Genomic DNA, 5,541 nt, shown 5'->3' on the forward strand with positions numbered 1-5,541 from the left:
GGTGATCTCTTTTATAGACCCCTTAACTAATTTTTAGGCAAAAAAATACCCGACTTTAAAAAGCCGGGTACTTCAAATATTTTCTCAAATAATTTATTTCCTATTTTATTCCATGCATCATCTTTTTCAATACCGGCGAAAGGGCAATTGCAATAAGCGCAAAAATAGCCGACTGGATAGCGATTAACCAGAAAACCTGAATTTCAGTTCCCAGAGCACTCTCCAATTTTATTGAAATAGCTTTCATTTGCGAAGCTACAAAGTTACCGGCGGCAATCGAACCAAACCAAATTCCCATCATGGTAGAAACCAGTTTTGGTGGCGATAATTTGGTCACCATCGAAAGGCCAATTGGCGACAGGCAAAGTTCACCAAATGTATGGAAAAGGAATACCACGATCAACCACAATGGGCTAACCAAACGAAGTGTATCACCTCCTGTAGATCTGCTGTAAGCAATTGCCATAATCACAAACCCCAGCGAAAGCATAATTAAACCCCACGCAAATTTCATTGGCGTATTAGGGTTTATTTTTAGTTTGTCCAGTTTTAACCATAAAATGCTGAATAACGGCGCACAGGTTACAATCCAAATGGCGTTAATACTTTGAAACCAGCTGGCTGGAATTTCCCAGTTGCCGATCATTCGTTGTGTATTATCGCGGGCAAAAACGTTAAAGGTTGTACCTGCCTGCTCAAAACCACCCCAGAATAAGATGTTAAAAAGGGCCAGAACAAGAATAACTCCTATTCGCGACCATTCGGCCTTACCACTTGTTCCTCTAAAAATACTTGTGGCAAGTACAATTACAGCACCAATTCCAACTATGTAAATGATTGTTTTCGAAACGGTTTCAGGCATTGCTCCCCAGCCAACAATTACAGCAAACACTACTGCAACAATACCAACGGCGAAAAGTAATATCCCGAACCAGTCTTTCAGAATCAGACGTACTCTTTCAGCTTTTACCTTCGGAGGCATTCCAATGTGCCCAAGTGTGTGACTACGAACAAAGAACCAAACAGTACCTAAAACCATCCCGATTCCTGCAGCCAGAAAACCATATTGCCAGGCTACCTGCTCACCAAGTTTACCTGTTATTAAAGGAGAGATAAATGCACCCAGGTTGATACCCATGTAAAAGATGGTAAAACCACCGTCTTTGCGTGGGTCGTTATTGTCGTACAATTCGCCCACCATGGTAGAAATGTTGGGTTTAAAGAAACCATTACCCAGAATCAGAATTCCCAATCCGGCGTAAAAAATGGTTTGACGGAATTCGATACTTGCATCAGAACCGTATAACCACGCACTTCCGGCCAACAGGAATTGTCCAACGGCCATGGTTAAACCTCCAATGTAAATCGATTTTCGCTGCCCCAGCACTTTGTCGGCCAGCATTCCACCCAAAATCGGGGTTACATAAACTAAACCGGTGAAAATACCATAAATGGTAAAGGCATCGAGTTCTGCCATTTCAAATCCGCCCGAAGCAAAAGTTGCCGTAAGGAAAAGAACCAATAAGGCCCGCATTCCATAGTAACTAAAGCGTTCCCACATTTCACTGGCAAAAAGTGTTGAAAGCCCGATCGGGTGACCAAAGAAGGCTTTATTTGCATCTCTACTCATAATATCTTTATCTTTTATTTTCTAAAGCTCGCTAAAATATCAATTATCTTCAAAGATTTCCGTGAAACATATCAGCTTTTCTGTTCTTCTGCCTAATTTTATACTGTTTTAAAAACTTTTAAGCCGAAAATGCACAAAATGTTTTTTCATTTGTTGCTTACTTTGTTCGATAAAATTGCAGGTATTTAACCTGAAGTAAAAAACGCATTATTATGAGTGTAGAAATTAAAAATCTCGAGCCACAAAATGTGTGGGAGATCTTTTCTGAAATGACCCAAATTCCACGTCCTTCAAACCACGAAGAGCAGATTCAGAATTGGGCAGTAAGTTTTTGTGAAAAACTGGGATTGGAAACCATTAAAGACGATGCCGGAAACGTAATTATAAAAAAGCCGGCAACACCGGGTATGGAAAACCGCAAAACGGTGGTTCTGCAAGGGCACCTCGATATGGTTCCGCAAAAGAACAGCGATAAAGTTCACGATTTTAAAAACGATCCGATTGAGGCTTTTGTTGATGGCGACTGGGTAACAGCCAACGGAACAACACTGGGTGCCGATAATGGTATAGGCTCGGCGGCTGCAATGGCTGTTTTGGCGTCGAAAACCTTAAAGCACGGGCCTATAGAAGTGTTGCTTACCGCTACCGAAGAAACGGGAATGGATGGGGCAAACGGATTAAAAGCCGGAATGTTGGATGCCGAAATCCTTATCAATACCGACTCGGAAGACGAAGGAGAATTGTACGTAGGTTGTGCCGGTGGTGAGGATGTAAATATTACTTTCAAATATACTGAAGAAGAAGTTCCACTTGGATTTGTGGCTTTGCAATTAAGCGTAACCGGTTTGAAAGGTGGCCACTCGGGAATGGATATTATTCTGGGCCGTGGAAACTCAATAAAAACATTTTTCCGGATTATAAATGCCGCCGAAGAACTGGGCGTTCGTTTGGCCAGTATCGATGGCGGAAGTTTAAGAAATGCCATCCCGCGCGAAGCCTTTGGTGTTGTTGTGGTTGAAGAGGCAAAAGTGGCCGATTTTATCGCTTTGGTTGATGAAATTGCCGATGCCATAAAAGCAGAACTTGCAGCTACCGAACCTGATATTGATATTGCTGTTGAACAAACCGAAATGCCGGAAACGTTGATCGATGCAGCTAGTCAGAAAAACGTAACAAAAGCCGTTGTTGCCTGCCCAAATGGTGTTATCCGGATGAGCGACAGCATGAAAGGGCTGGTGGAAACTTCTACCAATCTGGCCATTTTGAAATCGGACGCAGAAAGCAAAACCATAAATGGTGGTTGTTTGATGCGTAGCTCGGTGGATTCGGCAAAAGATGAACTGGGCACACGTTTAAAAGCTGTTTTTGAACTGGCTGGCGCCGAGGTAACTCTCTCTGGTGCTTATCCGGGATGGAAACCAAACATGGAATCGCCGATTTTAAAAACCATGCAGGATGTGTATAATGCCAAGTGGGGCAGGGTACCTAAGATTATGGGAATTCATGCAGGTTTGGAGTGTGGTATTCTGGCACAAAACTACCCACACTGGGATATGATCTCGTTTGGACCAACCATTCGTTTCCCGCACTCACCGGATGAAAAAGTAAATATTGAAACGGTTAAAAAATTCTGGGAGTTTTTGGTGGCCACGCTTGAGGCTATTCCTGAAAAATAGAATTTTGCAATGGTAGCGTAGGAATGCAGATGACACTGATGTGAATTGATTTTCGCAGAATAAAAACTAAAAATCCGATTCGAATGATTTTGATCAAACGAATCGGATTTTTTTATGTTGAGAACAAAAATGTAGCCTTTTGTTCCATTTTGTATTTCAGTGGTAATCTGCAAAATCTGCGTCACCAGCGTTCAGATCTTTTTTTAATATTTTGGCATCATTTCAATAAACTCGCCTTCGGTGGTAATCATGTGCCCCATCATATTTGCGGTAAGGCACGAATGTACGGGAATGATCTCCACCAGATCGCCCACTTTTATCTGTTTAAAATGAGTGGGTGTAACTTTTATTATACCGTGTTCCTGCGAAAGCCGCGACAGGTAGTTTTTGGTGTCGAGCAACACTTTTTCACCGTCCTGACTGATAATTACCCGACCGTATAATTGTTTGCCATCCGTATTTTGTAAAGTATCTTTCGAGAAATGAACAGCACCACCGTAAATCACAATTTCGTTACGCGAAACATGTTTGGCCACAACCGGACACACCATTTTTACCGCAATATCACTTATTTCGCATACGCCGAGGTTGTGCTGCATGAGGTCGTAAAAAACAAAGTTGCCCGGACGAATTTCGTCTATCCCGTCAAAATTTCCGCAAATGCTGGCCGATGGTGTGTCGCCCATACTCAGTTCCATTCCCGGATATTCTTTATGATACCTGTTTTTTAGCTTCTTCAGTTTAAGCAGGGCATCAAAATGACTGCTGAATATTTCGTTGGTTGATAGTGCCGTGTAGGTATGGCCGGTGTGTGTAAGAAATCCTTTAAAAGTAAGTTTGCTGTTTTTGCGCAAAATATCAAGGATTGAATCGATCCGACCCGTTCTGCCTGCAGGAATACCTGTTCGGTTGTAACCTGTGTCGATTTTTAAATACACGCCAATTTTGTTGGTCGCTTTACTGGCCAGCACTTCTGCCGCTTCCTTGTTTTCGATCAGAACATTCAGTTTTATGGTGTTGGCCAAACGGTTTATCCGGCTTGTCTCCAGAATATTCAACGGAAAAGCAAGCGTTATGTCATTCCATCCGTTCGATGCAAAATATTCAGCCATTAACACCGATGAAACAGTAATTTGACTAATCCCGAAACGTTTAAACCACTCACCGACCTTTGCTGCCTGATGCGTTTTGAAGTGGGGGCGCAACCGAAGATTATAGTTTTCGGCTTTTTTTACCATCCGTTCAATGTTCTGCAGGCAAATTTCTTTGTCAATAATTAGTGTAGGTCGTGTAATTTCTGTCATAAAATAACTTCGTGTAACGTTCGTAATTTTTGTGTTAGAGCGTTGCGGGTAGCCATTAATTTATTCGAAATACCTACTTTATAGAGGTGTGGACTGATAAAACGTTTATGTTCGTCGGGCAATAAAGCGGCCCGGCTTTTCAGGTAATCGTGTATCTCTATCGGATTCTTATGTCGAAGCAAAATGTTTCCCTGTTCAACCACTTTTTCGCGCAGCAATTCAAATTTTAGTTTCGAAACTTCGGTATTTTTTTCGGGGTAAATGCGGTGGTAGATCGTATCAACCTCTTCCTGTTTTTCATTTTGCAATAGAATTCCATCGCAGTAAAATTTCCCTTCTTCATCAAAATACCTGATCAATTGTTTTTTCCCGGGCAGGGTAATTTTCTCGATATTTTCAGAGAATTTCATTTTTGGTTCTCCGTCAATTTCAGTGAGTTTATAAACACCGTCCAGGGCAGCGTCGCTTTTTCCGGTAATCATTTCGGTGCCGATTCCAAAACCGTCGATGGCAGCATTCTGGTCCAGCAGCAAAGTTTTTATTACGTATTCGTTCAACTGGTTCGATGCAAGAATCTGTACATCCGACAAGCCTGCGTCGTCCAATTGTTTTCGGGCTTTTTTACTAAGGTAAGCCAGGTCACCGCTATCCAGCCGAATGGCCTTTAGTTTTTCGCCTTTGGCAGCCATTTCATGACCAATGGTAATCGCATTGGGCACGCCCGATTTTAAGGTATTATAAGTGTCAACCAGCAAAATGGTATTATCGGGATTCGTTTCGGCAAACGCTCTGAAAGCTTCCAGTTCCGAATCGAAACTTTGTACCCAGCTGTGCGCCATCGTTCCGCTAACAGGGATATCATATATTTTTCCGGCCAGGGTATTTGATGTGGATGAAGCGCCACCGATACAGGCTGCGCGGCTGGCATGAA

4 protein-coding genes are annotated in these 5,541 nt (G+C 42.4%); 1 reads left to right on the top strand and 3 read right to left on the bottom strand.

The features are described from left to right. Positions 1-100 precede the first annotated feature (100 nt). The gene (locus ABZB17_RS19780; RefSeq protein WP_163323023.1) at positions 101-1,630 is read right to left on the bottom strand and encodes a peptide MFS transporter; all 1,530 of its coding nucleotides are present in this window, start codon (positions 1,628-1,630) and stop codon (positions 101-103) included. A gap of 212 nt (positions 1,631-1,842) precedes the next feature. Between ABZB17_RS19780 and ABZB17_RS19785 the strand changes: the two genes are divergently transcribed. Further along, complete coding sequence (locus ABZB17_RS19785) at positions 1,843-3,306, top strand: aminoacyl-histidine dipeptidase (protein ID WP_372652852.1); 1,464 nt, start codon at positions 1,843-1,845, stop codon at positions 3,304-3,306. A gap of 203 nt (positions 3,307-3,509) precedes the next feature. Here the strand turns inward: ABZB17_RS19785 and ABZB17_RS19790 are convergent, their stop codons facing one another. Both ABZB17_RS19790 and pncB read right to left on the bottom strand, forming a co-directional pair. Further along, positions 3,510-4,610 carry an alanine racemase gene (locus ABZB17_RS19790; protein ID WP_372652854.1) on the bottom strand — a complete coding sequence of 367 codons (1,101 nt, stop codon included), beginning with the start codon at positions 4,608-4,610 and terminating at the stop codon, positions 3,510-3,512. After that, positions 4,607-5,541 (bottom strand): nicotinate phosphoribosyltransferase (pncB, locus tag ABZB17_RS19795; protein WP_372652856.1); only part of this gene is annotated, 935 nt, incomplete at its 5' end. The genes ABZB17_RS19790 and pncB, both read right to left, overlap by 4 nt.

The organism is Draconibacterium sp. (genome assembly GCF_041583095.1).
GTDB lineage: Bacteria > Bacteroidota > Bacteroidia > Bacteroidales > Prolixibacteraceae > Draconibacterium.

Excerpts from the sequence above, each read along its gene's own strand:
- ABZB17_RS19780 (WP_163323023.1), bottom strand. The coding sequence starts at position 1,630 with ATGAGTAGAGATGCAAATAAAGCCTTCTTTGGTCACCCGATCGGGCTT.
- ABZB17_RS19785 (WP_372652852.1), top strand. The coding sequence starts at position 1,843 with ATGAGTGTAGAAATTAAAAATCTCGAGCCACAAAATGTGTGGGAGATC.
- ABZB17_RS19790 (WP_372652854.1), bottom strand. The coding sequence starts at position 4,610 with ATGACAGAAATTACACGACCTACACTAATTATTGACAAAGAAATTTGC.